Genomic DNA, 21,629 nt, shown 5'->3' with positions numbered 1-21,629 from the left:
GCGGTAAAACAGCGGTTCCGAGCGATGTCGACCGGCGAGGAAAACGTCCCCGCAACCGTCAGGTCACAGGGCGGCAGTTCCTGACCGGTTCTATCCGCGGCGTGTGGACCGTGCCTCGCGGACGTCTGCCCCGTCGCGAATCTTGTCCTCGCACTGCGGACAGACTCTGGGCTTTTCGACCCCGTTCGGCGTGAACACACGCGCGTAGTCAGCCGTTACAAAATTACCGCAGTTCTGGCATTCCGGCATACAACCCTGTATGTGGGTTATACCCTCTTAATTGTTGTTGGTCTGGTAAGAGTTCGCATACAGGGTGTTGGCGTCGCTGCCGGGGGAAAACACCGTTTCGTTCGAGAGGGAGAAGCGCCGCCGGAGGGGTGGATGGGTGGAGGAGTGTCGAGGAGGTGTCACAACTCCATCGGAGGAGCGGCGGATTCGGGATGGGGCGTCCGATTACTCCTCGAAGGTACTCGTAATGGTTCCGTCCTCGGACAGCTCGATGACACCGTCGAAGAGTTCACGGAACGCCGCGACCGTCGCCTCGTCGTGGACCTCGTCGGCGAGGTGGAACATCCCGACGGCGTCGTACTCGTCTAGCAGGTCAAGGATATCTTCGACGGCCGACAGCGCGCCGTCCTCGTCGGCATAATAGATGAGTTCCGTCAGCGAGTCGAACGTTACGCGGAGTTTCCCGTCGTGTTCCTGCAGGAACGTCTCGGTCTCCGAGACGATACCGGACAGGTCATCTGGCGCGGAGACGTACCGAACGCCCTCGGAGCGGCGACGGGTGTAGCCACGTTCGACCGACAGCGTGTCGAGGATGGTCGCCTTCGACTCGTCGACCTCGTAGTACTCAAGTTTCTGCTTGACCTCCCGGGCGGTGGTCCGGGTCGAGATGACGAGCATCGAATCCGTGTCGGTCGCGAGGAAATCCGTATCCAGTCGGTCCGTCTCGCCGGTACTCGGATGCAGGAGCAGTACCCCCGTGCCACCCGGAACGGTCTCCGGCGCGTTGTCGATAGCCAGCGTATACTCCATATGCACATCAACGAGAGTGGAACCCAATTAAGTGTGCGGGTCCCGGTCAGAACACGCTGTCCGCCGTCGCAGCACCGACCACGCTGAAAATCGCACCGACGATGATCGCTTTCAGCGTCGTCAGGGCGACGGTCATCGGCGTCGGGTCCGGCAGAATCCCACCGTTGACGAGAAACGTGGCCGGAGCGGTCAGCGCCGTCGCGAGGATGGCTACCGAGCCGAACGCCACAATCATCAGCGAGACGAACCGGACCGGAATGCCGGCCACCTCCGCCTCGGTGTCGATGTCCCGGCCGGCGTCAGCCTTGTACAGCGCCCCGTAGCCGATAGCGAACACGATACCGACGACGAGCACCGCGTGATACCAGGACATGTTCTCGGCCAGTACCCACACCTCCTCGGTCACGACGAACGGTCCCGCGAGCAGGAACCCCCCGACGAGTTGCTGGGCGGTATCCGCGACCCGGTATCGGCGTCGAGCCATACCGGGTTGCCGGCCCGTCAGTACGAAAGCCTCCCGGTCCACGACTGTCCGCCGGGAATCACGCCCGGTCGCCGCGGAGCGGTCCACAGCCGTCGTTAGCGTTTCAACTGCACCGGAATCATGCCACCGTCTGTCGGCTTCCAGGTGAAACTAGGGGGTACAGCGGCTGAGAGCAGACGGAAAATCGCGACATCATCGGCTGATTCGGGCCTCAGATAAAAACGTTTCGTCCCTCAGCCGACAGGTTCAGGGAACCGGAGATCACGTCGTCCGGAAGGCCCGGTCACCGGCGTCTCCGAGTCCCGGAACGATGAACCCGTCCTCGTCGAGTTCGTCGTCGATAGCGACGCTGATGATGTCTGCGTCCGGCTGGGCTTCCGAAACGCGGACGATACCCTCGGGCGCGGAAACCGCGGCCAGGACGAGGAGGTTCTCCGGTTCGGTCTTCTCCGAGGTGATGTAGTCGAGCACCGTCGTCATCGTCGATCCGGTCGCAAGCATCGGGTCCGCGATGATGACCGTGTCGTCCTCGGTGATCTCGGGCAGTTTGACGTAGTCGACGGAGATGGGGAACTCGCCGTCGTCGTTCATCCCGGCTTCCTCGTCGCGGCTGGCAGAGATAACACCCTGCCTGGCGCGCGGGAACGCTTTGAGCAGTCCCTCGACGAACGGTGTCGCTGCACGGAGGACGTTGACGATAACCACATCGTCGAGCCCTTTGACCCGCTCGCCCATCATCGTGGTCAGCGGCGTCTGGACCTCCGTGTACTCTGTTTCCATCCGACCGTCGATGATCTCGTAGCCACAGATACGGCCGAGACGGACCAGTCCCTTGCGGAAGGCGACCTGTTCGGTCTCGACGTTTCGTATCCGTGTCAGTTCGTCTCGCGCCAGCGCGTGCGTGACGACAGAGGCGTCGCCGCGCTGTTCGATTGGCATATCGTGCCCGTTGACCCCGGATGGGTTAAACGGTTCTCACTTACGCCGGCTCAGCCGTGCCTGACCGTCCCGCAGGGTCGCCGCCGCGCTGGCGGTTCTTGGCCATGAGGAAGAGGAACAGGGCGAGGCCGACGCCGCGAAGCACAACGTCGAGCAGGACCGTCATCTCGCCGCCGCCGATGCCGACCAGTCCGAGGAGGTCGTACACCCCGGACACCGCGAGGCCGGGAGCCATCAGGAGCAGCGAACTGAACGCGAACGCCGCCCGCTCGCCCCGGGAGACCGTCGCGTACGCGAACCCAATGACCGTCGCGGCCAGCGCGACGACGCCGAGGAAGACGCCGATAACGGGTATCAGTATCTCGGGGATGGAGTAGCCGAGGTCCAGCAGGTCGGCGGTCCCGACGATTCGGTATCCGGAGTCCGTCGGGGCACGCCGGATCAGGATGATGCCCGGCGTGACGATGAACGCGAACGGGACGATTGCCTTGTTGAGCGACAGCGAGAACGCCTCGATGCCGGTCTGGAACGCGTCGGACTTCGCGACGCCGGAGGCGGCGTAGGCGGCCACCGCGACCGGTGGGGTGATGTCGGCGATGACGCCGAAGTAGAGGATGAACAGGTGCGCCGCGAGCAGCGGGACGCCGAACTCGGTCAGCGCCGGCGCGAGCAGGGAGACGAGGATGATGTAGGTCACCGTCGTCGGCATCCCCATCCCGAGGATGATCGAGGAAAACGCCGTGACGAGCAACAGCAAGACCAGCGACCCGCCGGCGACGGCCGTGATGAGCGAGACGAGGTTCGGCCCGAGGCCGGAGACGCTGATGACGCCCGGGATGATACCGGCGGCGGCGACGGCAATGACGACCGGGACCGCGGTTCTGGCTCCGCTTTCCATTGATTTCCCGAGGAAGACGCCGAGGTTGTACAGCCCGTTCGAGGCCAGGTACGGACGACCGATGGCGTCGGAAGTCGTCTCGGAGGCGTCGTCGACGGCACTGTCGAACGACAGTAGCGGCGAGTCGAGTCTGGGCCGGGTAATCAGTGTGAGGACGCCGGCGAGGATTATCAGCGTGCCGAGGTCGCCAACGGTGGCCGAGAACGCGGCCATAATCGGTTGCGACCCCGTCCCGCCGCCGGCCAGCGCCGCCAGAACACCGGCACCGGCCAGGAACTGTGAGAGGAAGGAGACGCCGAACAGCACCCCGAAAATCGCACCGAGGCGGGCGCGCGTCTCGTCGCTGTAAGCCGCGACGAGCGTGATGAGCGCGCCGATGGCGATGAGCGTGAACCACGCCGAGCGAGCGACCGACAGCCGCTCGATGATGAGATAGTACAGCAGGAGCACAATCGGGACGAGGTAGAACCACCCGCTCCGGAGGTGGCTCCGGATGTTCACCAGTTCGGAGGGGTCGAGGCCACCGATGTCCTCCTTGACCGCCTCGAAGTGGACCATCACCCAGACCCCGAAGAAGAAGACGATGGCGGGAATCGTCGCGACGACGATGACGTCTGCGAACGGTGTCGCCGTGTACTGGACGATGAGGAACGCGGCGGCCCCCATCACTGGGGGGAGAATCTGGCCGCCCGAGGAGGCGGACGCCTCGACGCCCCCGGAGAACTCCGGCGAGTAGCCCGACCGCTTCATCAGCGGAATCGTGAACGCGCCGGTCGTCACCGTGTTCGCAATCGAAGACCCGGAGATGGTCCCCATGAATCCGCTGGCGAGGATGGACGCCTTCGCCGGGCCACCCTTCCGCGTCCCCGTCGCGCCGTACGCGAGGTCGATGAACCACTGCCCCGCGCCGGACATCTCGAGGAACGCGCCGAAGAGAATGAAGATGTAGATGAACTGCACGGAGACGGTGACCGGAATCCCGAACACCCCGTTTTCCGTGTTGTACCAGAGGTTCTGGATGATAGAGGCCCAGGACAGTTCCGGGATGGAGAGCACACCGACGTAGGCTGCGTCCTGTGGGATGAGGACGCCGAAGCGGGCGTAAACGACGAACGCCGCGACGATAACCATCAGCCAGAGGCTGATGGCCCGGCGGGTCGCTTCGAGGACGAGCAGGACGCCCAGCACGCCCAGTACGAATGCGTAGGAGGTATCAGCGAGCGGCCCGAGCAGCCCCGCTATCGGCTCTAAGAAGGTGAATACCTCCTGAATCGGCCGCCCACGTTCGAGCCCCAGCGCGCGCATACGCTGGATCTCGTTGAAGTCGGTGATGAAGTACGCGGCCGACAGCACCGACAGGACGATGAAAACGAAATCCGACGGGGCCACGCGGTTCATGTCGCGGTCCAGAATCGCCCATGCGAGGGCGTCCCCGATAGCGTGAACGACACGAGACACCGGATGGTCCTCGCCGAGCTTCTCGTCGACCAGCGACCCGAGCGCGATACAGCGCCGGGAGAGCGGGCCGTCGCCGGTGCTGCCGGGATACAGCAGGAAGGTCAGAATGAGGCCGAAGGAGACGTGGACAGCGTTGATCTGGAGCAGTTGCAGCGACGCGAACACGACGTCGCCCACGCCCGGGACCGATAGCGAGAGAACGAACCCTTTCGCCGCGAGCCACATCTGAAACACCGAAAACGAAATGCCGATGAGCGCGACGACGACGGCGGCCCACCCGGAGAGCGAGCGCTTACGCTCTATCTCCTGGAGTACTTCGTCGACTTCCTCGTCCGATACGGCCTCCTCGCCATCGTCAGGTCGTGTGTCGTCAGTCATGTGTTGAACTGGTCTGTCGCAGCACCGAACGCCGAGCGTCGGGTCACGTAGAGGTGGACCGAGCGGCCGTTGGTGCGGGCTACCAGGTCGTAGGTTTCGGCTCCGACGTGAAGTTTATGTCCTGCGATATCACCGGGAGAGACTGTCACACGCGTGTAGTTGCCCGGCGGGTCGAAGACGTACACCCCATCTTCCCGGGTGACGTTGGCCCCGCTCGGGAGCCCCCAGCCGAACGATTCGAACTCCATGCGGGTCATCTCGAGGTGGTCACCCCGGACCGTGTACTCGTCGTAGACGCGAGTTTTTTCGACGCTGTGCATGTATTCCAGAGCGACTGTAGTTCCTTCCTCGACCGGGATCGTCATATACTGTTCGCCGGTCTCGGCGTCCGCAACGACCAGTGCACGTCCGCCGGGTACCGCCGCTACGCTCCCAAGAAGGAGGAGGGAAACGAGCACCGCGATGGCGACGTATCGTCGTCTCATTCCAGTTCTGGGTGATAGAAAACGGTTAGTGAGTGATACGGATGGCGTCAGTCGGCGGCGTTACGCGTCGAAGTAGGCCGCTGCGCCGGGATGGAGTTCGATGGACATCCCGTCCTGTGCGGACTCCCTGCTGATGAAGTCCGTCTTGATCGAGAGGTCGTCCACGTTGTCGAAGATAGCCGCGGTGACGGCTTCGACCGTCGATTCGGACTGTTCGGCGTTCGTCGCAATCATCGCCTGGACGGCGACTGTTTCGACGGCCTCATCGATGCCCGTGTACGTGCCGGCCGGGATTGTGTCGTCAGCGAACCAGGAGGCGGCGTCCTTGACTGCCTGGCGGTTGTCACCCTCAATGGGGACGATGACGAGGTCGTTGGTGTTCGCGAGATCCTCGATAGCGCCGACCGGCCAGCCGCCGACGACGAACGCGGCGTCGATATCGCCGTTCCGGAGCTGGTCGGCGGCCTGGGAGAACGAGGCGTTCTGCTCGGTGAAGTCAGAGATACCGACCGCTTCGAGAATCTGGAGGGCGTTGACCTGGGTCCCGCTGCCGAGGTCGCCGGTGTTGATTGTCGCACCGGAGAGGTCCGAGAGCTGGGTGATACCGGTGTCCGCGAGCGTGACGACCGTGATGGTCTCGGGGTACAGCGTCGCGACGCCGCGCAGGTTCTCGATAGCGTTGTCCTGGAACGCGTCGATGCCGGTCCCGTTCTTCGCGAACGAGGCGATGTCGTTCTGGATGAGCGCGAAGTCGGCGTCGCCGCTTGCGAGGTTGCCGACGTTCTCGACGCTCGCACCGGTCGACTGGACGTTCAGCGTGAAGTCCGTGTTGTCCTCTACGACCGTCTTGAACTCGTTCGAGAGCGGGAAGTAGGTCCCACCAGTGCCGCCGGCGTGCCACGAGAGGCGGGTGTCCACCTCGGCTTCCGTCTCGGTTTCGGTCATGCCGCCGTCGCCACCGTCGCCCTCGGTTTCGGTCATGCCACCGTCACCACCGTCACCGCCGTCGCCACCGTCACCGCCGTCACCGCCGCCACAACCGGCGAGCGCCGCGACACCTGCAACGCCTGCTGTCTTGAGGAACCGTCTACGCGTAGAGTTGTTAGTCATACGTATGTCTACGTTGACCGGGGTCTTCAAGAATGTTAGCTAGTATACAGTCGTTATTTGACTATATTGTGCGATAGCGTGTGACAGGGTATTTCACTGGACGGGACACGGATGGGGAAAGAGGCACGAGGGGAACGTACTACTTTTCGGGAAATTCAGGGCAAGTTATATCTCAGCGGACGCCGCCGCGACGATGCCTGTTACGCGGGCGACTCGATACCGAGCTCATCGAGGAGCGTCCGGGCGGCTGCAGCCGACGATGGCGGGCCACGAGCCGTGATGAGGTCGCCGTCGACCGTGACGCTGGTGTCGGCGTCGAGTTCGGCGTCCCAATCTGCGCCGGCGGCCTTCACCTCATCTTCGACCCAATACGGGAGCTTGCGGCCGTCAGGAAGCAGGTCGTTCTCGTCGACGATGCCCTCCTCCCAGGCGTTCGGGAAGCCGGTGACCGAGCGCCCGTCGACGAGGAACTCGCCGTCGGCGTCCCTGGTGAACGCCAGGATCCCGACCGTGTGACAGACGACGAGGGCCTTGCCGTCGCCGCCGGCGACGCTCTCGCGCAGCAGTTCGCGGGCGTGAGTGTCCTGCGTGATGTCCCACTCCGCCCCGTGGCCGCCGGGGAACACAACGGTGTCGTAGTCCTCGGCGTCGGCCTGTGCCAGCGGAATCGGGTCGTTCAGTCGCTCGTCGTTCTCGTGGACCTCTCGAACGTGTTCCGAGAGGTCTTCGCCGACCTCTTCGGGGTCGACAGAGCGCTCGTCAAGCACCGGCGGCTCGCCGGTCGGTGTCGCCACCGTGATATCCAGGCCGGCGTCTGAGAGAGTGGTCAGCGGCTCGATACATTCTTCGCCCCAGTAGCCGTGCTCGCTTACGACGAATAGTGCGGATGACATCGTGAGACTGTTCGCGTGCAATCCTTATAAACGGCCGTTCGGTGTTGAGCGAAGCAGGGACACGAGCGGGCAGGCCGCTATACGGTGGCACCACGGCGTCTAGCGTGTCGATATAGTGGGATCGTGGTGCTTTCGTCGTAGAATATCGAAGGGATCAGTCCAGCGGAAACGTTTAACCCCACTGAGCAGCAATCCGCTGTGTACAGATGGACAGCCCACTGCAGCAGGTCCCGCGGCTGTCGTAGACCGAACTATTATACCATGGCAGACATCGAAGAGAGCGTTTCAGGATTCAAGACGAAAGGCGGCTGGGTCGACATCGTCGAGCACGGCGAGCGCATCACGCAGGCGCTGAAAGACATCGCTTCGGACGAGGATGTCGACAACGACGCCCTCAGTGAGTTCGACGAGTGGCGACCGAAAAGCCACGAGCGACTGGACGAGGACGTCAACGAGAAAACCGCGGACCAGGCGAGTGTCGCCGAGGGCAAGGGGGAGCAGGCCGGTAAAGGGCCTGACGAGGACCTCCAGACCGCCGGCGAGAAACTCAGCGAGTCCTACGAGAACCTCGACGAACCGGACGAGGCGATGGAGCGCTGGAGCGAGTCCGTCGACTACGTGGCCCGCGCGGCCGACTCCGCCAGCCGGAAGGCCCTGCGGAAGGTCGAGGACACCGTCTACCGGAACGTGATGACACAGATCGCCCCCTACTACTTCGACAACGACCTCATCAGCGCGAACCTCCGCCGCGTCGGCGACGACCGCCCCGAGTACGTCTTCGAGGTCAACGTCAACGACGACGACCTGAAGATGCGCGTCTCGAACAAGCTCGCCGACTTCGAGCAGGCCGTCGACCGCTGGCACGTCGACACCGAGAAAGTCACCGAGGCTGTCGAGGCCGCTGAGGGAGTGGATGCGACAGAGCCGGGCGAGGAGACGGACGCGAAGACGAACTAAGGCGGCGTCCCTGCCGCCGGCGTCGGGGCGTCCGAGAGGCAACGACGAATGAAGCGCGAGCGCGGCTCTGCAGACGGTCAGATAGCGTCGTCGGGATCGTGCTGTTCGGCCATCCGCGTCGCTTCGGCCGCGTACTGGGCCTGCAGGTCCGGGTCGTCGACATTGCCGAGGTTGTCCGGGTCGGCGTCAACGGCAGCCGTCGTCTCCCGCACGTCTGAAAACGAGGTCAGCGCTCGCTCCTTGCGGAAGTACTGCTCGCCGTCGGGCGTCGCGTACGTGAGGATGATGAGGTTCTGTTCGTCGTCGGAGTACGTTCGTTCGACCAGCCAGACGCGGACAGTCTCTTCAGAGGCGGACATACGGGACCGAACCACGCGCTGCCACCTGAACGTTTGCCCGTGACGCCCGCGTCAGTGTCGGCAGTCGCTCGTGATGGGCGCGCGAACGGTAGGCTCATTGCAGGGCAGGGCAAACGCCGTGACAGATGGTCGCGACGAGTACGATTGCGACGCTTGTTGTCGCGTCAGCCGCGAGTCTGTTTATGGCCTGGGCAATCGGTGCCGGGTCGTCCGGGTCCACTCCGTTCGCGCCGGCCGTCGGTGCGAACGCGATCTCGGTGATGCGGGCCGGGTTCTTCGTCGGTATCCTCGGGCTGGCCGGCGCGGTCCTGCAGGGCGCCAACGTCACGGAGGCCGTCGGCAGCGAACTCGTCCTGTTCCCGAGCGGTGGTGGCCTCTCTGCTATCGCCGCTATCGTCGCGTTGCTGACGGCAGCGGTCCTGGTCGCCGTCGGTATCTTCACCGGCTACCCAATCGCGACGGCGTTTACCGTCACCGGTGCAGTCGTCGGCGTCGGGCTGGCGATGGGCGGCCAGCCGGCGACGGCCAAGTACATCGAAATCGTCTCGCTGTGGGTCCTGACACCCTTCGTCGGCGGGGGCATCGCCTTCGGGACGGCGTGGTCGCTCCGGCACGAGGCCACGACCGAGGAACGGCTCGTGCCGCTGCTGGGCGGGCTGGTCGGTATAATTCTGGCGAACATCGAGTTCGTGCTCCTGGCACCGGGCAGCGAGCAGGCATCGGTGGCCCGCGCCGTCGCGCGAGCGGCCGGGACGCCGATACTCCCATCGATGATCGTCGTGACGTTACTTGCTGGGGCGCTTGCTGCGGGACTGCTGTATCTGGACATCAGAGCGGATGTAGCCGCCGGGCAACGGCACTTCCTGCTGGTGATGGGCGGGCTCGTGGCCTTCTCCGCCGGCGGGAGCCAGGTTGGCCTTGCGCTGGGGCCGCTAGTGCCCCTGCTCGGTGAGGGGCCGACGGCGGCCATCCCCATCACCGGGGTCCTGCTGTTCGGCGGACTCGGCCTCCTCATCGGGTCGTGGACGGGCGCGCCGCGGATGATAAAAGCGCTGGCACAGGACTACTCCTCGCTCGGCCCGCGACGCTCCATCGGCGCGTTGATTCCGAGTTTCATCATCGCGCAGGCGGCCGTCTTCTTCGGCATTCCGGTGTCGTTCAACGAGATCATCGTCTCCGCTATCGTCGGCTCCGGCGCGGCCGCCGGCGGCGGCGAGGTCAGTCGGGAGAAGATGGGCAAGACGGTGCTGGCCTGGATCGGGTCGCTCGCGCTGGCGTTCGGGCTGAGCTACGGCCTCTTCTGGATTATCGACGCGGCGATATGACTCTCAGCGACCCCAGACGTAGCGACTCACGGCCTCGTTGACGCGGGTCGAGAGCCGGCCCATCCAGGCCTCGGGCGAGACGCGCTCGATGTCACGCTGGTCGACTTCGATGCGGTCGTCGCCGAAGGGGTCGTGGGGTTGTTCGCCCTCGTTCTCGTCGACTGCGTCGACGACGACACTCATCGAGCAGCGGCCACAGGCCTCGGTGTCTTTCGCCATGATTGTCAGTGAACAATTGAAAGGCCAGCATCAAAAACCTGCCGAGGCGGTCGTGTACGGCCCGTGAACGACCAACCCCTGACCGACGGGCTTAAGCGTCCGACACGGCATCGCCATGGTATGAGCTACCGCGGCAGGGGACCGGTCCGAACTGAACGCCCACGTGACTCGATACGATGAGCGAGGAATCCGAGTCCTGGTCGGGCGAGGACCCGACGGACTACGGTGCGGACGGCTGGGAAGACCCCGTCACCGGTGCGGTCCCGAAATCGGAACTGCCCGATGAAATCGTCGAGGAGGTCCCACACTGGACAGAGGACCCGTACTTCGACCGGGTGAGCGACCGACTGATGTACAATTACACGCTGGAGCGGGACCACCGGCTCCGGGGGGAGCGCTGGGACCTCTACGGCGAGATGCGAGTCCTGAACCAGAAGCAGTTCTTCCATCCGGCGCTGTCCTACGGCGACCACGAGTCCGAAGAGTACCTCTACGCCCGCCGCGTCGACCGGCCGACGGTCGGTGAACTGAAACGGCTGGTCGAACTGGGCCACGACCTGGCCGACGAGCGCGTGACAGCCAACGAGGAGCACTACCGCACTGACTTCACGTTCGTCCTCGTCGCCGACGAACTGCCCGAGGAAGTCCGGTCGTTCGTCGAGGACCAGCGCGAGCGCACGCTGTTGAAGTACGGCTACTACGGCCATTACGAGGTCAATCTTGGCGTCGTCGTTCCGGACGAGCAGGAAGCCGTCGCCGGCGAGGCCGCCGACGTAGTCGAGGCGTTCGTCCTCTGGGAGGACGTGACCCAGCCCGAGGAAGGGGTGCTGTCGCGGTTCGCCAAGCGGTTCTGGAAATGACGCCGCCCACCCGGCGCGGTTTCGTCGTCGCCTGTACGGCCACGCTGGCCGGCTGTAGCGTCCTGCCGGAGGAGAGCGAGCCCATCGAGGCAAGCGCGACCGCGCCGGCAGTGCTCCCCGGCTCCAGCGACTACTCGCTCGTTGCCGAGGGCGCGCCCACCATCGAGACGACGGTGACTGTCGACTTCTCCGGAGACGTGGAGCTAACGTCGCGCCAGGACGTTATCGCGACGGTTTTCCAGCGTGTGTACGAGTCGGCGAGCGGGGCGCGGTTCGGGCTCCTGACCGCCCCAGCCGTGCAGGTCGTCGACCAGCCAAAGGTCGTCCGCGACCCGCTGACGGCGGTCGACGACGCCCGCGTCGTCGGGCTCGCGACCGACACCGAAGTCGACTCCGTCTCGGAGTGGCGCGAAAGCGGCTCGGCGACGCTTCTCGGGACCGAAACGACACGGATGACAGCGACGGCGACGCTCGACGATAGCGACCGGGACCTCGCCCGGGTTCGCGTCCGTGCCGGCGAGGACTCGGTGACGGCGATAGCGACTGCCCCGGACGACGCCGCGCCCCCGTTCGGCGCGGTCACGCGGAACGCGTAACTGTCGCTGTCGACGGTGAAAAAACGGAGAAGTCGTCGCGATCAGTCGTCGCCCGGCTCGACCGCACCGGCGCGACCGCGGTCACGGACCGTACTGATGTTGTCGTAGCCTTTCTTGACCAGCGCCAGCGCAAGGCCGATGAGCACGAGCGCCAGCACCATCTGGACGGCCGAGGAGGCGATCGCCGCAGTGCCCTCGGCACCGCCCTGGATGAGGTTCTGGTAGAGGTTGCTGTAGAACGCCAGCCAGGCCAGGCCCAGGATGGTGATCGTCGTCATGATCGCCATCGGCACGCCCGTGGAGTATAGCTGCTTGCTGTCGTCCCAGTTGGCGAGCCAGACGGTCGCGGTCAGCAGCGCCAGCGCCGCGAGCAGCTGGTTCGCGCCGCCGAACAGGGCCCACAGCGTGAGCCACTCGCCGGAAATGACCATCAGGTAGGCCGGGATGGCCTGGACGAGCGGGTTCGTGTAGCGGCCGCGCCCGATCTCGCCGAGCGTCGAGCGGAGGCCGCCGCCGACGTTGAAGCCGGAGGCCGTCTCGCCCGCCCGGAGGCCGACGATTTCCTCCATCATGTAGCGGCCGAGTCGGACGGCCGTGTCCGTCGAGGTCAGCAGGAAGCTCACCAGCACGAGCGCCATGAACGGCGCGCCGAAGTTTTGAGGGATACCGAGACTGGTGAAGATGATGCCGCCACCCGTCGCGAAGTTCGGGAGCGCGGCGCCGATACCACCGGCGGGGTCGGCGAAGCCGGCCACGGCAAGCGTCGACAGCGCAACGGCGGCCAGCAGCCCCTCGCCGAGCATCCCGCCGTACCCGATGAGGCGGGCGTCGGTCTCCTTGTTCAACTGCTTGGCCGTCGTCCCGGAGGACACCAGCGAGTGGAAGCCGCTGATCGTCCCACAGGCGATGGTGATGAACAGCAGCGGGAACAGCGGCGCGAGGCCAGCGCCCTCGACGCCCCAGAAGCCGTTGAAGGCACCCATCGAGTCCGCGATGACCAGCGAGCCGCTCTCGGTGGCAGCCGTGCCGAATATCGTGCCGACAATGACGGCCAGCAGCGCGCCGCCGACGCCGGCGTACAGCAGGAACGACGACAGGTAGTCACGCGGCTGGAGCAGCACCCACACCGGAAGCGCGCTCGCGATACCCGCGTACACCATGATGATCGGGACCCACGCCGCGCGGTTGGGGTTCATCGCCGTCGCGGAGGAACCGGGGATCCACTGCCCGCTGCCCAGGTTCAGGACGTCCGCGAGAACGAGCGTGCCTGCGGGGTAGCTCGCGTCGCCGACGGCCGGGAACAGCGCGAACGGGTACTGGATGCCCGCGTACACGCCAGCGAACACCAGCGTGACGAACACGACGGTCCCCGGAAGGAACGGCCCGTTAAGCTGGTAGAGGTACACCCCCAACAGCAGGGCCAGTGCGATGTAGACGAAACTCGCGGTCGTCACCTGTGGGAACGCGTCGAAGACGATGGCGACCACCAGCGCGAACACCGCGACGACGAGGATAATCGTCAGGAAGGCGAACCACAGCAGCATGTTCTTGCCCCCCTCCCCGATGTACTCACCGATGATGTAACCGATGGACTTCCCCTCGTGTCTGAGCGAGCCAGACAGCGAGACGAAGTCGTGGACGCTTCCCATCAGCGGGTTGCCGATAGCGATCCACAACAGAGCGGGAACCCAGCCCCACACCGCCCCCGCGGTGATCGGTCCGACAATCGGTGCCCCACCCGCGATACTGGAGTAGTGGTGACCCAACAACACCGGTTTCTTCGACGGTACGTACTCCTGCCCGTCTTCGTACTTGTGTGCCGGTGTCTCGTTTTCATCGTCGAGTTCGAGGAACCGCGCGAGGTATTTCGAATACCCCAGATACCCCACGCTGAACGTCACCAGTACAGCCAGTACGATCCAGATTACTTGAGTCATGGATGTGCATGAATATTAACTGAGATTAGCCTATTAATAGTTATTATATATTTCTTATACTTGCGGAGCCCGTGAAAACCGACTCGGACACGCGGTTTCGACTGTCAAATAAAAATCCAATATCTGATTACTTATCGGTCGTGCGCACGGCGTACATGAGCGGCGACCCGGTGGTTCACGCGGGCTGTTGTAGATTATTTCCGGATAGTGCCGACCCCGGAGCCGATACATACCGGTACATCGCTCCCACAATCCGTATCAGACGAACGTCGGTGCCTCGGCGTTCGTCTCGACATCGAGTTCGGCGGCGACATCGTCGAGCAGGTCGCCTTTCACCTCCGCTGTGCGGGTCGTGATTTCCGCGACCAGCGGCGGGTCGAGCGTCTCGCGGACCTCCTGCAGTCGCTCGTTTTCAGTCGCGACGCGGTCACGGAGATACCGAGCCCCGCGCCCCTCCTCGTCGGGCTCCGGTTCGGGCGTGAGTTTGTTCGCGACGAGGCCGCGAACCGAGAGGTCGCGCTCTCGCATCTCGGAAATCGCGCGCCGCGTCTCGTTGACCGAGAGCTGGTCCGGATTGAGTACGAGGAAGAAGGCGGCGTCGGACTGTAACGCGCCGCCGGCGAACTCGAAGAACTCCTTGCGGTCCTGCAGGCGGGCCAGCACCGGGTCGCCGTCCATCACGCGCCGGGGCTCGTTGTTCCCGATGGCGGCCTTCTCGAAGAGGTCGATGCTCTTCTCGCGTTTGTGCATCAGCCGGTCGATCCACCCTTCGAGGAACTCCGGCAGGCCGAGCAGCCGGAGCGTGCTGCCGGTCGGCGAGGTGTCGAAGACGACCCGGTCGTACGGGTCGGCGTTGCGCATCACGTCGACGAAGCGGTCGAACAGCGCCGACTCGTAGGCCCCCGGCGTCTGGTGGGCCATCTCTAGCTGTTGGTTGATCTCGTTGACCATCGCCGCCGACACCTGCTCGGAGAGGTCGTTACGGATGCCGTCGAGGTGGCGCTGGGCCTCGGTCTCGGGGTCGATCTCCATCGCGTCGAGACCGTCGATACCCTCGACGGATTCGGGGTCGTCGCTGAACGACTGGTCGAACACGTCCGTGACGGAGTGGGCCGGGTCCGTCGAGACGACGAGCGTCTCCAGACCCGCCCGCGCGGACTTGACGCCGTAGGCACAGGAGACGGTGGTCTTGCCGACCCCGCCCTTGCCGCCGAAGAAGACGAACGGTTCCATCAGAAGTGGTACTGCTGGCCCTTGCGTTCGATGTACGATCCCCGGTCCCACAGCCGCCGCTCCCAGGCCTCGAAGGTGTCTTCGAGATAGGGCAGCAGTTCGGCGGTGTAGTACGACACCGGCGACGGGATACCGAAGGCGTCGGGGAAACAGGCCAGCATGAACGCGTCCTCGATGTCCTCGGCCTCCTTCTCGATTTTCTCGTAGGCCGGATGCGTTATCATGCCGTGGTACAGTCCGCGGGCCCACTCCCGTAACGTCCGGCGAAAGCGCTCGATTCGGTCGGCCAGTTCCATCGTGGGTCGTGTGTGCGAGAGGCACAGAGTAAAAGCTGTCGCAGTTACCCGTCGACAGCGCCCACGCGCCGTGGCAAGACAACGGTCGTGTTTGACCAACGGAAACGAGGCGCGATTTGAAGGCAGGCGACGCACAACGGGAGGTATGCGCGACACCATTCCCGTCACGATTCTCTCCGGAAGCCTCGGGGCCGGGAAGACGACACTGCTGAACCACCTGCTGACCGAGGCCGGCGACCGCGACATCGCCGTCCTCGTCAACGACATGGGAACCGTCAACGTCGACGCGGAACTCATCGCCGAGGGGTCAGAGCTGGACGTCGACGACGGCGTCGCGGAGCTTTCGAACGGCTGTATCTGCTGTGAACTGCAGGACGATCTCGAAACGGCAGTCGTCCGGCTGGCGAACAATCGGGACTTCGACGCGCTGGTCGTCGAGTCCTCTGGCATCTCCGAGCCGGCCCCCGTCGCGCGGCTGTTCACTACCGAATCGCGCGTGGCCGCGCTGTACCGCGTCGACACGCTCGTGACCGTGCTGGATACCCGACTGTTCCTCGACGCATTCGCCGGCGAGACGCCGGAGCGTCGCGGTACTGTGGAAGCGAACGCCGACGGAGATGGCGACGGCGCAGCGGCCGACGACGCCGACCGCCCCCTCTCTGACCTCATGGTCGAACAGGTCGAACTGTCGAACCTCGTTGTGATGAACAAGACGGACCTCTGTACGGACGCAGAACTGGACGAAGCTGAGGAACTGGTGCGGGCGCTCCAGCCAGACGCCGAGACTATCCGAACGACCTTCTCACAGGTCGACCCCGACCGGCTGTTCGACCGCGGGCTGTTCGACCAGCACGAAATCAACGACCTGCCGGGCTGGAAGCGGGCGCTGGCCGAGGCCGGGCACAGCCACGGCGGAGACGGCCACGACCACGGTGCCGAGGGCGATGCGGACGACGCCGGCCACGGACACGCCGACCACAAGCACCCCGAGGAGGTGTACGGCGTCACCTCCTTCACCTACCGCCGCCGCCGGCCGTTCCACCCCGACCGACTCGCCGACGCGTTGCGGGACCTCCCGTCAGGTGTCGTCCGCTCGAAGGGCACCGTCTGGCTGGCGGGCAACGAGCGCCACGTCGTCATCGGACAGGCCGGCCCTTCGATACGGGCCGAGGCACAGGGACCCTGGATTGCGAGCCTCCCCGAAGTCGAGCGGGACATGTACCGCTCGAACCGGCCGGAACTCGACTGGCACGACGAGCACGGCGACCGACGGACGGAACTGGTGTTCATCGGGACGGACTACGACGAAGACGCCCTTCGGACGGCGCTCGATGACGCGCTCGTCACGGACGAGGAATGGACGGACAGCGAGTCACTCACGGGTCCGTTCCCGGCGGAACAGGGCGAGGAGACGGTGATTCGGAGCCCCTAACAGGCGCAGTCACGACCCGAGGCGCGCTCGAAGCGCATCTCCTCGCCGCAGTCCGGACAGACCGGCTCGCCCTCCAGTTCGACGTCCCTGATGCGAACGCTGCAGTCGTCACACCAGTACGCCCCCTTGGACCCGTCGTCGGGGCGGGACTTCGCGTCCGACTGTGACGTGAGTGCCTCCTTGACGCTGTCGAGGATGCTCATGATCGTATATTGAAATTACGGCTACTAAACGTACCGTGGTTGTGTGCAGTCGTCTCACAACCAGCGGTAGTCACGTCGCTCAGTGCCACGTACCGACACCCAGCACGTTGACCCGCCGGCTTACGCCCCGGGCACGTCCGCCGCCAGGTCTTCGATGGCCCGCTCCAGTTCGTTGCCGCGCTTCCAGGCGGCGATGCGGTCGGCGAAGGGCAGCGGCAGGTTCAGCGAGACGGTCGACCGCATCGTGAGGCGGGACCCGTTTTCCTCCGGTGTAACGATGACTTGGGTCTCCAGATGGTCGAACGGGCCGACCTCGCCCTCGGCAGTGTACCGGAGGCCGTCCTCCCGGGACTCGAAGCGTAGCGGCACCGACATCCCCGGCCCGGCCGCGGTGACGAGCGTGCCCGTGTCTGTCTCTTCGACGGCCGTTACGGTAAACGTCCCCTCCGCCGCGACGACCGCCTCCGGCGAGAGCGTGCGGTGGACAGCCGGCGGCCGCGCCATCACGAACCGAGAGCGTTCGACCTCGCGCATACCAGTCCACAGACACACCGGGGTAGTAAATCACAGGGCCAGCGGGGCGGAGACGGCAACGAGCAGAACGGCAAACCCGACGCCGATGTAGATGAGGCGCTGAAAGCGAAGCTCTGGGGCTATCTGTACCCAGGGCGGCGGGGCAGTCCAGACAAGTCGGTGGTACGCGACGGCGGCGACAGCGACGGTGCCGGCTGTCGCAACGGTCAGGCCGGCCCACACCGGAAGCCCGTACGCGAGGCCGTACAGCGGTCCGACGGAGAACAGCAGCAGCACCGCCATCCCGGTGCAGACGAGGAAGGGGACCGGATCGACCGGGTCACCGTCGCGGTTCCGAACGTCCATACACCAGTGTTGGACTGCAGCGACGTTTAGTTTCGCGATTCCGCCACATTTGCCAGGGACCGGCGGTGTGTACTGCCAAAGAGCTAAGGGGCGTCCCGCCCGTGTTCGTGGGCATGAGCGACGCGAACGGGTTCGAGGAGGGGGCGAGCGGGTCTCAGGGTGATCCGCGGGTACTCATCGCGATGAACGTCGTACTCTCGACGGTGTTTGCGGCCACCATCGTCTGGGGGCTGAGCGTCATCGGCGCGGCGGAACTCACGGCGATCAACGTCGCGACCGGCGCGATACTGCTGTTCGCGCTGACCTACGCCATCACGCTCCAGTAGCGGTCCAACGGAACGACCGCGACGCTCGGCTTACTCTGGGTCGTACGGGTGGACGTCGTCTACCGCGGGCGCGCCGACGACGAGCGTCGTAACCGACTCGGTCGCCGATTCGGGGTTGTGCGCCCGCTGGGGGCTGTCCGGTTCGACGACGAACACCTCGTCTTCGCTGACCTCGTAGGTCTTCTCCGGCGTCTCGACGGCCAGCGTGCCCGAGAGGACGTAAAACAGTTCTTCCTGGTCGTCGTGGTAGTGATACGCGAGCGGGATGTCCTCACCGGGAGCGACCTCGTAGACGTTCACGGCTGCCTTTTCAAGGCCGACCGCATCGCTGATGGAGCGCTGGATGCTCGGTCGGTCCGGTGTCGGTTCGATATCGTCGACTGCGAGGTGGTGATAGCCCATGCCATCGCTGTCGGCGGCAGCCGATGTAAAACGACTGCTATCGAGCGTCCTCAGTCCGTGACCTCTTCGGCGTCGACCGACTCCGTTTCGTCAGTTTCGAGGCGGACGACGCGAGCCTTCATGATACGCGTGTTTTCGACCTGTTCGACGCGGATTTCGACCCCGTCGTAGGTGATGGTCTCGCCCTCCTCGACCAGTCGGCCCGCCCGGTTGAATATGAAGCCGGCGATAGTCTCGAATTCCTCGCCTTCCGGCAGGTCCAGGTCCAGCGCCTCGTTGACCTCCTCGATGTTGACCTCGCCTTTGACCGTGACCGTGTCGTCGTCGACGTACTCGATGGGCTCTTCCTCCTCGCCTTCGAGTATCTCGCCGACGATTTCCTCGGTCAGGTCCTCCATCGTCACCAGCCCCTCGGTGGTCCCGAACTCGTCGATGACGATGACCATGTGGAGGCGCTCGGCCCGCATCTCGGTCAACAGGTCGTCGACGTTCTTCGACTCGGGGACGTGCAGGGTCGGCTCGATGAGGTCTTCGAGGTCCATGTCGCGGGCCAGCGCCTCGCCGTAGTTGAGGTCCCGAACGAGGTCGCGGATGTGGATGACGCCGATGACGTTGTCCAGGCTCCCCTCGTAGACGGGGATGCGGGCGTGGCCGCTCTGGATACACGTCTCCAGCGCTTCCTCGACAGAAGCGTTCTTGGCGACAGCAGTCATGTCCAGCCGCGGGGTCATCACTTCCTTGGCGATGGTGTCGTTAAATCGGAGGGTACGCTGGAGCATCTCGCGTTCGTCCTCGTCGAGGACGCCCTCGCGCTCGCCCGTCTCGATGATGTCCTGTATCTCCTCGCGGGTGACATACGAGGTTTCGATGGCGGAGCGGCCGCCGGTGATCTTGTTGACGACGCGGGTGAGGTAGTCGAACAGCAGAATGAGCGGGAGCAGGACCTTCTCGGCGGCCTTGAGCGGCTTGGAGATGCGCAGCGCCCACGACTCGGTGTTTTCGACGGCGTAGCTCTTGGGCGCGCTCTCGCCGAACAGCAACACGATAGCGGTGATACCGAACGTCGCGACGGCGACGGCTTGTCCCTGGGAGAGATAGAGGGCCAGCAGCCCGGTCGCGATGGAGGACATCGCGATATTGACGAGGTTGTTCCCGACGAGAATCGTCACGAGCAGGCGATGGGGATCCGCTTTGAGCTGCTTGAGCGTCCTCGCGCCCGGAACGCCGTCCTCGACGAGGGCCTCTGTCCGGTGTGCGGGCAGCGAGAACATCGCGATCTCCGAGGACGAGAAGAACGCCGAGAGCACGATGAGGAAGGCGATAGTAGCGGTACCACCGACCAGCACCACGCTTTTGGGTATCGTGACGCCGGCGTATTCGATAGCCTGCAGCGTCGCTGTAGACAGCTCAAACGGCACAGGTGGGTCCAGGGCCATCAACGGTCGAAGTTGTAATGGGCGGGGATTAAGACTTGTCATGAAGGGGTCGCCGGCGAAGCCCTTACCCGGCTTTCGCGCGTATCGCCGCCCAGAGTATGAGCGAGTCCGACATCACGCTGTACCGGCTGCAGGCGTGTCCGTTCTGTGAGCGCGTCGTCCGGAAGCTTGACGAATACGACCTCGACTATCAATCGCGGTTCGTCGAGCCGATGCACTCAGACCGCGACGTAGTCAAGCGAATCTCCGGGAAACGGACCGTCCCGGCCATCGTCGACGAGAACACCGGCGTCACGATGTCCGAGAGTGCAAACATCGTCGCGTATCTGGAGCGGACGTACGGCGAGGGCGAGGGGACAACTGGGGGTGTGGCCTGATGGATCTCGACTTCGACGTCGTCGACCTCGACCCGGTCGACCACCCCGAGGAAGGCGACACCGCGCCGGATTTCACGCGCCCGCTCGTCAACGAGGAGTTCTGGGAGGACGAATCGCTCTCGTCGCTGTGTGCCGACAGCGACCGGGTCGTCCTCGTGTTCCACGCGATGGACGGCGCGTTCCCGGCGACGTACATCTGGAACGAGATCCGCGACCGCGCGTGGCACGAGCAGGCCACCGTCGTCGGCGTCTCCATCTCGACGCCATACGAGCACAAGCAGTTGCTCGAAGAGCGGGAGATCGAGGGGGACTACCGGCTGTTCTCGGACCCCGCCAACGGCGTCGCACAGCAGTACGGCATCGACATGGACCTCGACGGAATGGCCGGAATCGAGGAACCGCGGCCGTCCGTGTTCGTCCTCGATAGCGACCGGACCGTCGAGTACGCGTGGGTGGCCCAGGAGTGGCCCGACTTCCCCGACTACGACGACGTCGAAGCCCAGCTCTGACGATGGCGACAGTCGACGACGCTGCGGCAGCAGTCCGCAACGGAGAACTGGTCGTCTATCCCACGGAAACGGTGTACGGCCTCGGTGCGGACGCGCTCAATGCTAGTGCCGTCGAGCGCGTGTTCGAGGCGAAGGGCCGCGAGCGCGACAAGCCGGTGTCGCTGGCCGTCCCCGATGTCGAGTCCACCCGCGAGTACACGCGTCCGAGCGACCGCGAACTGGCGTTCATGCGAGAGTTCCTCCCCGGCCCGGTCACCGTCGTCGTCGAGCGCCGCGACGTGGTCCCGGACGTGCTGGTCGCCGGCCGGGACCGCGTCGGGGTCCGGGTCCCCGACCACGACCTCGCGCTCGAACTGCTCGCCGAGACCGGTCCGCTAACCGCCACCAGCGCCAACATCTCCGGGAATCCCAGTGCCCGGTCCGTCGCAGACCTCGACGCCATCCGGGAGCGCGCCGCCGTCGTGCTCGACGCCGGCGAAACCGACGGCGGGACCGGTTCGACGGTCGTGAACGTCGACAGCGGGACGATTCACCGCCGCGGCGCACACGCCGACGCCGTCGAGTCGTGGCTCGAAGACCGGGGCTGACACTCGCCGCTGT

The 21,629-nt window shown here is 64.8% G+C and carries 27 protein-coding genes; 9 read left to right on the top strand and 18 right to left on the bottom strand.

What is annotated here, in order from left to right; all coding sequences use genetic code 11:
* Positions 1-90: 90 nt before the first annotated feature.
* The 8 genes from ACOZ4H_RS02425 to ACOZ4H_RS02390 all read right to left on the bottom strand — a co-directional run bounded on the left by ACOZ4H_RS02425 (position 91) and on the right by ACOZ4H_RS02390 (position 7,683).
* Entirely contained in the window at positions 91-249 is a 159-nt protein-coding gene (locus tag ACOZ4H_RS02425) for a DUF7563 family protein (protein ID WP_044952319.1), read from the bottom strand.
* Positions 250-453: 204 nt separating this feature from the next.
* The gene (locus ACOZ4H_RS02420) at positions 454-1,038 is read right to left on the bottom strand and encodes a DUF7090 family protein (RefSeq protein ID WP_424327812.1); all 585 of its coding nucleotides are present in this window, start codon (positions 1,036-1,038) and stop codon (positions 454-456) included.
* 46 nt (positions 1,039-1,084) lie between these two features.
* A complete protein-coding gene (locus tag ACOZ4H_RS02415; protein ID WP_424327811.1) occupies positions 1,085-1,522 on the bottom strand; it encodes a DUF2391 domain-containing protein in 438 nt (145 codons plus the stop codon).
* A gap of 261 nt (positions 1,523-1,783) precedes the next feature.
* The gene (upp, locus tag ACOZ4H_RS02410; RefSeq protein ID WP_424327810.1) at positions 1,784-2,461 is read right to left on the bottom strand and encodes a uracil phosphoribosyltransferase; all 678 of its coding nucleotides are present in this window, start codon (positions 2,459-2,461) and stop codon (positions 1,784-1,786) included.
* Positions 2,462-2,501: 40 nt separating this feature from the next.
* Positions 2,502-5,195, bottom strand: a complete 2,694-nt coding sequence (locus tag ACOZ4H_RS02405; protein ID WP_424327809.1) for a TRAP transporter permease — start codon at positions 5,193-5,195, stop codon at positions 2,502-2,504.
* Positions 5,192-5,680 (bottom strand): DUF1850 domain-containing protein, encoded by a 489-nt coding sequence (locus tag ACOZ4H_RS02400; RefSeq protein ID WP_424327808.1) that lies wholly within the window; start codon positions 5,678-5,680, stop codon positions 5,192-5,194. The genes ACOZ4H_RS02405 and ACOZ4H_RS02400 overlap by 4 nt, the downstream gene beginning before the upstream one ends.
* A gap of 60 nt (positions 5,681-5,740) precedes the next feature.
* Positions 5,741-6,790: a TAXI family TRAP transporter solute-binding subunit gene (locus tag ACOZ4H_RS02395; RefSeq protein WP_424327807.1), complete on the bottom strand. Its 1,050-nt coding sequence runs from the start codon at positions 6,788-6,790 to the stop codon at positions 5,741-5,743.
* A 200-nt stretch (positions 6,791-6,990) separates the two neighbouring features.
* The gene (locus tag ACOZ4H_RS02390; RefSeq protein ID WP_424327806.1) at positions 6,991-7,683 is read right to left on the bottom strand and encodes a type 1 glutamine amidotransferase domain-containing protein; all 693 of its coding nucleotides are present in this window, start codon (positions 7,681-7,683) and stop codon (positions 6,991-6,993) included.
* A 261-nt stretch (positions 7,684-7,944) separates the two neighbouring features.
* On the opposite strand from ACOZ4H_RS02390, the gene ACOZ4H_RS02385 reads away from it, so the two are divergent.
* A complete protein-coding gene (locus ACOZ4H_RS02385) occupies positions 7,945-8,640 on the top strand; it encodes a DUF5828 family protein (protein ID WP_424327805.1) in 696 nt (231 codons plus the stop codon).
* A gap of 77 nt (positions 8,641-8,717) precedes the next feature.
* Here ACOZ4H_RS02385 and ACOZ4H_RS02380 read toward each other — a convergent pair whose 3' ends face one another.
* Entirely contained in the window at positions 8,718-8,999 is a 282-nt protein-coding gene (locus ACOZ4H_RS02380; protein WP_424327804.1) for a hypothetical protein, read from the bottom strand.
* A gap of 125 nt (positions 9,000-9,124) precedes the next feature.
* Here ACOZ4H_RS02380 and ACOZ4H_RS02375 point away from each other — a divergent pair, with 125 nt between their 5' ends.
* Positions 9,125-10,324: an anion permease gene (locus ACOZ4H_RS02375; protein ID WP_424327803.1), complete on the top strand. Its 1,200-nt coding sequence runs from the start codon at positions 9,125-9,127 to the stop codon at positions 10,322-10,324.
* A 3-nt stretch (positions 10,325-10,327) separates the two neighbouring features.
* On the opposite strand, the gene ACOZ4H_RS02370 is transcribed toward ACOZ4H_RS02375, so the two are convergent.
* A complete protein-coding gene (locus tag ACOZ4H_RS02370) occupies positions 10,328-10,543 on the bottom strand; it encodes a hypothetical protein (protein WP_424327802.1) in 216 nt (71 codons plus the stop codon).
* A gap of 176 nt (positions 10,544-10,719) precedes the next feature.
* Between ACOZ4H_RS02370 and ACOZ4H_RS02365 the strand changes: the two genes are divergently transcribed.
* Together ACOZ4H_RS02365 and ACOZ4H_RS02360 are read left to right on the top strand one after the other, a co-directional pair.
* Positions 10,720-11,403, top strand: a complete 684-nt coding sequence (locus ACOZ4H_RS02365; RefSeq protein ID WP_424327801.1) for a hypothetical protein — start codon at positions 10,720-10,722, stop codon at positions 11,401-11,403.
* On the top strand, positions 11,400-11,999 hold the full coding sequence (locus ACOZ4H_RS02360; protein WP_424327800.1) for a DUF6517 family protein: 600 nt from the start codon (positions 11,400-11,402) through the stop codon (positions 11,997-11,999). The genes ACOZ4H_RS02365 and ACOZ4H_RS02360 overlap by 4 nt, the downstream gene beginning before the upstream one ends.
* A gap of 41 nt (positions 12,000-12,040) precedes the next feature.
* On the opposite strand, the gene ACOZ4H_RS02355 is transcribed toward ACOZ4H_RS02360, so the two are convergent.
* The 3 genes from ACOZ4H_RS02355 to ACOZ4H_RS02345 form a co-directional block, all read right to left on the bottom strand.
* Positions 12,041-13,936 (bottom strand): carbon starvation CstA family protein, encoded by a 1,896-nt coding sequence (locus ACOZ4H_RS02355; protein WP_424327799.1) that lies wholly within the window; start codon positions 13,934-13,936, stop codon positions 12,041-12,043.
* 258 nt (positions 13,937-14,194) lie between these two features.
* Entirely contained in the window at positions 14,195-15,169 is a 975-nt protein-coding gene (locus ACOZ4H_RS02350; RefSeq protein WP_424327798.1) for an ArsA family ATPase, read from the bottom strand.
* Positions 15,169-15,465: a hypothetical protein gene (locus ACOZ4H_RS02345; RefSeq protein ID WP_004959670.1), complete on the bottom strand. Its 297-nt coding sequence runs from the start codon at positions 15,463-15,465 to the stop codon at positions 15,169-15,171. The genes ACOZ4H_RS02350 and ACOZ4H_RS02345 overlap by 1 nt, the downstream gene beginning before the upstream one ends.
* Positions 15,466-15,610: 145 nt before the next feature.
* Here ACOZ4H_RS02345 and ACOZ4H_RS02340 point away from each other — a divergent pair, with 145 nt between their 5' ends.
* On the top strand, positions 15,611-16,897 hold the full coding sequence (locus ACOZ4H_RS02340) for a CobW family GTP-binding protein (RefSeq protein WP_424327797.1): 1,287 nt from the start codon (positions 15,611-15,613) through the stop codon (positions 16,895-16,897).
* Here the strand turns inward: ACOZ4H_RS02340 and ACOZ4H_RS02335 are convergent.
* The 3 genes from ACOZ4H_RS02335 to ACOZ4H_RS02325 all read right to left on the bottom strand — a co-directional run bounded on the left by ACOZ4H_RS02335 (position 16,894) and on the right by ACOZ4H_RS02325 (position 17,979).
* Positions 16,894-17,100: a hypothetical protein gene (locus tag ACOZ4H_RS02335; RefSeq protein WP_424327796.1), complete on the bottom strand. Its 207-nt coding sequence runs from the start codon at positions 17,098-17,100 to the stop codon at positions 16,894-16,896. The genes ACOZ4H_RS02340 and ACOZ4H_RS02335 overlap by 4 nt on opposite strands.
* 120 nt (positions 17,101-17,220) lie before the next feature.
* Positions 17,221-17,634, bottom strand: a complete 414-nt coding sequence (locus ACOZ4H_RS02330) for a polyketide cyclase (RefSeq protein WP_050007750.1) — start codon at positions 17,632-17,634, stop codon at positions 17,221-17,223.
* Between the two features lie 30 nt (positions 17,635-17,664).
* Positions 17,665-17,979, bottom strand: a complete 315-nt coding sequence (locus tag ACOZ4H_RS02325; protein ID WP_424327795.1) for a hypothetical protein — start codon at positions 17,977-17,979, stop codon at positions 17,665-17,667.
* A gap of 113 nt (positions 17,980-18,092) precedes the next feature.
* Between ACOZ4H_RS02325 and ACOZ4H_RS02320 the strand changes: the two genes are divergently transcribed.
* Complete coding sequence (locus tag ACOZ4H_RS02320; RefSeq protein WP_050037233.1) at positions 18,093-18,305, top strand: hypothetical protein; 213 nt, start codon at positions 18,093-18,095, stop codon at positions 18,303-18,305.
* A gap of 30 nt (positions 18,306-18,335) precedes the next feature.
* Here the strand turns inward: ACOZ4H_RS02320 and ACOZ4H_RS02315 are convergent, their stop codons facing one another.
* A complete protein-coding gene (locus ACOZ4H_RS02315) occupies positions 18,336-18,707 on the bottom strand; it encodes a cupin domain-containing protein (RefSeq protein WP_424327794.1) in 372 nt (123 codons plus the stop codon).
* A gap of 50 nt (positions 18,708-18,757) precedes the next feature.
* Positions 18,758-20,143: a hemolysin family protein gene (locus tag ACOZ4H_RS02310; protein WP_424327793.1), complete on the bottom strand. Its 1,386-nt coding sequence runs from the start codon at positions 20,141-20,143 to the stop codon at positions 18,758-18,760.
* A gap of 98 nt (positions 20,144-20,241) precedes the next feature.
* On the opposite strand from ACOZ4H_RS02310, the gene ACOZ4H_RS02305 reads away from it, so the two are divergent.
* The 3 genes from ACOZ4H_RS02305 to ACOZ4H_RS02295 are packed head-to-tail and all read left to right on the top strand — an operon-like array spanning position 20,242 to position 21,616.
* The gene (locus ACOZ4H_RS02305) at positions 20,242-20,520 is read left to right on the top strand and encodes a glutathione S-transferase N-terminal domain-containing protein (protein ID WP_424327792.1); all 279 of its coding nucleotides are present in this window, start codon (positions 20,242-20,244) and stop codon (positions 20,518-20,520) included.
* The gene (locus ACOZ4H_RS02300) at positions 20,520-21,029 is read left to right on the top strand and encodes a redoxin domain-containing protein (protein WP_424327791.1); all 510 of its coding nucleotides are present in this window, start codon (positions 20,520-20,522) and stop codon (positions 21,027-21,029) included. The genes ACOZ4H_RS02305 and ACOZ4H_RS02300 overlap by 1 nt, the downstream gene beginning before the upstream one ends.
* A 2-nt stretch (positions 21,030-21,031) precedes the next feature.
* Positions 21,032-21,616 (top strand): L-threonylcarbamoyladenylate synthase, encoded by a 585-nt coding sequence (locus tag ACOZ4H_RS02295; protein WP_424327790.1) that lies wholly within the window; start codon positions 21,032-21,034, stop codon positions 21,614-21,616.
* Positions 21,617-21,629 lie beyond the last annotated feature (13 nt).

The organism is Haloarcula amylolytica, assembly GCF_049705545.1.
Taxonomy (GTDB): domain Archaea; phylum Halobacteriota; class Halobacteria; order Halobacteriales; family Haloarculaceae; genus Haloarcula; species Haloarcula amylolytica_B.
This window is presented reverse-complemented; position numbering and strand designations above follow the sequence as displayed.